This is a genomic window from Wolbachia endosymbiont of Cylisticus convexus (assembly GCF_003344345.1).
The window spans coordinates 1-2,824 of the sequence record NZ_QPIP01000136.1 but is presented as its reverse complement, the minus strand read 5'-3'; the positions used below and the strand labels follow the sequence as shown (position 1 = coordinate 2,824).

1 protein-coding gene and 2 pseudogenes are annotated in these 2,824 nt (G+C 35.6%); 2 read left to right on the top strand and 1 reads right to left on the bottom strand.

Annotated features, from left to right (window positions below; all coding sequences use genetic code 11):
* Positions 1-71: 71 nt before the first annotated feature.
* Positions 72-1,060 (bottom strand): annotated as a pseudogene (locus Wcon_RS09145) (IS110 family RNA-guided transposase).
* A gap of 222 nt (positions 1,061-1,282) precedes the next feature.
* Here Wcon_RS09145 and Wcon_RS09140 point away from each other — a divergent pair.
* Together Wcon_RS09140 and Wcon_RS09135 are read left to right on the top strand one after the other, a co-directional pair.
* Positions 1,283-1,447 (top strand): annotated as a pseudogene (locus Wcon_RS09140) (DUF2924 domain-containing protein); the annotation flags it as partial.
* The coding region (locus Wcon_RS09135) for a recombinase family protein (RefSeq protein ID WP_147269185.1) at positions 1,440-2,824 on the top strand (1,385 nt) is incomplete at its 3' end. The pseudogene Wcon_RS09140 and the gene Wcon_RS09135, both read left to right, overlap by 8 nt.

The window sequence follows — 2,824 nt, the reverse complement described above, 5'->3', positions numbered from 1 at the left end:
TTCTGATTGTGTAACAGTACACAGATTACAGTTAGTGAATATGTTGAATGGATTGGAAGCATTTTTTGATTTTAAACTACAGTCAACATCCTAGTTCTGTAATTCTTGATATGATTTGGATCAAAAGCACTTTTGGATGTCAGGATACCGAAAATGATATGGAGTAGCTTACGCATTGCAGCTCCCACAATTGCCATATTATGCTTACCCTTCTTCTTTAGTCTTTGGCAAAAACTCACAATGATAGGATTGTGATTCTTGGCTACTATGGCAGGAAAGAAAAGGGCCTTACGTAATGTTTGTGAACCTGATTTACTTAATCTTGGTTTAGAATGTACAGATGAACCTGATGTTATATTTTTCGGTATAACTCCTGTATATGCTGCCAATTGCCTGGCATCTCTAAAAGCTTTTATGTCAGGGATTTCAGCTAAAATAGCCATTGCTGATTCCTCTCCTATTCCTGGAATAGTCAATAGAAGCTGAAAATTTTCCAACAATTCTTTGTGCTGCTTTAATAGTTTGCGTATGGAGTTTTTTATTATTTCTATTTTTTTAACTATATTCGTTGCAACAAGCATTTGCAACTTCTTTAGGCAGTCTCTCTTTTTTTTCTAGGTGGTTATTTACTAATTCTTTTAACGCAACTGAGCAACGATAAAGATGTTTTAATTTTTTCATTTCAGAAGAAGGTGGTGTCCAACGAGTTGGTTCCTGTCTTTGGCAATAATCAGCAATAATTTCTGCATCAGTCTGATCATTCTTTTGTCTTACGAGCTTACTCCTTGTATAAGATTTAATACAATAAGGATTTACAACACTAACAAAATGTCCAGCATTGTGCAGAAATTCAGCCAAAGCTTCGCTATAACAACCACATGCATGACTTTACTTCTTCCACATTATGCTTTTGTAGAAAACTCAGCAGACCTTGAAACCCAAGATCATCGTTCTTAAAGCTCCTTTTCCTAGTTTCACGCTTTTCTTTTTTACTTATGAATGAAAGAAAAACATCAAAGCGATCTTTTGATACATCAATTCCAAGAAAGTTGTTGATCATATATAACCCCATACGTTACCATTTAAAACGAAAAGTAAGGCTAACCTTGTGGATACAGAATTAGAGCCATTTAGGTCTTTCTACGATACCGTCCAGCCTATACTTTTGAGGAGGGAACTCTTATCTTTCTTACAGATTTTATATCTAAGAGGAGAAACAGAGTTCTTCCCTCCTCCACCTAATGCTTAAGCTTAAAACATTAGATGCTTTTTACAAGATACAAGAGGGGAAGAGACGCATGCGGTAATGGTAACAGATAAGGGTTTAATCTACCGAGAAGAATTTTATACGTCATTATCAGCGGTGGAAGGGAAAATAATGGGAATGAGTTACAATGGGCCGCTCCTATTTGGTTTGCGTGATCAAAAGGGAAGGGAAAATGTGTAAAGGGATAAGATGTGGAATATATACGAGAAAGTCAAATGAAGACGGTCTAGAACAAAAGTTTAACAGTTTAGATGCGCAGCGAGTAGCATGTGAAAAATATATAAAGAGCAGAGAAGGCTGGGTAGTATTGGCAAAAAGGTACGACGATGGAGGTTTCTCAGGAAAGAATTTAGAAAGACCAGCAATAAAGGAATTATTTGAAGATGTAAAGGCAGGAGAAGTGGACTGTGTGGTAGTATATACATTAGACAGACTATCAAGGGAAACAAAAGACAGCATCGAAGTAACATCATTTTTTAGAAGGCACCGAGTAAATTTTGTAGCAGTAACACAAATATTTGATAATAATACGCCAATGGGAAAGTTTGTGCAAACGGTATTATCAGGGGCAGCACAACTAGAAAGAGAAATGATAGTAGAGAGAGTAAAAAATAAAATAGCAACATCGAAAGAGCACGGAATATGGATGGGTGGAACTTTACCGCTAGGGTATGATGTAAAAGATAAAGAATTAATAGTAAATGAAAAAGAAGCAAAAGTGGTAAGGTATATATTTGAAAGATATTTGGAGCTGAAGTCAATGGCAGAATTGGCAAGGGAGTTAAATAGCCAGGGGTACCGTACGAAAGGAAAATCAGATATCTTTAAAAAGGCAACGGTGAGAAGAATAATAACAAATCCAATATATATGGGAAAAATCAGACATTATGAGAAAGAGTATGAAGGAAAACATGAAGCAATAATAGAGGAAGAAAAATGGCAAAAAGCGCAGGAATTGATAAGGAATCAGCCATATAGAAAAGCAAAATATGAGGAAGCGCTGCTTAGGGGAATAATTAAGTGCAAGAGCTGTGAAGTAAACATGACGCTAACGTACTCAAAAAAAGAGAATAAGAGATATCGATATTACGTATGCAACAATCATTTAAGAGGAAAAAGTTGTGAATCAGTAAATCGAACAATAGTAGCAGGAGAAGTGGAAAAAGAAGTGATAAAGAAAGCGGAGCAGCTATATGAAAATTGGAAAGAAAAGATCGAAGAAAAATGGAGTTTTGGGAAACAGAAAGAAGTAGTGAAAAAGTTAATAAAGAGAGTAATGGTAAAAGAAGATGGAATAGAAATGAGTTCAGAGGATAAGGTGGAATTTATACCAATAAAAAAGAAAGGAAACAAATGCACAGCGATCGAGCCAGAAGGCAAAACAAATAATGCGCTACTGAAAGCAGTGGTAAGAGCTCATTTGTGGAAACGTCAATTAGAGGAAGGAAAATATGGAAGCGTAGGAGAGTTGAGTGCAAAAATTAATATAGGTACAAGACGAATACAACAAATTTTAAGGCTGAATTATTTAGCACCAAAAATTAAAGAAGACATAGT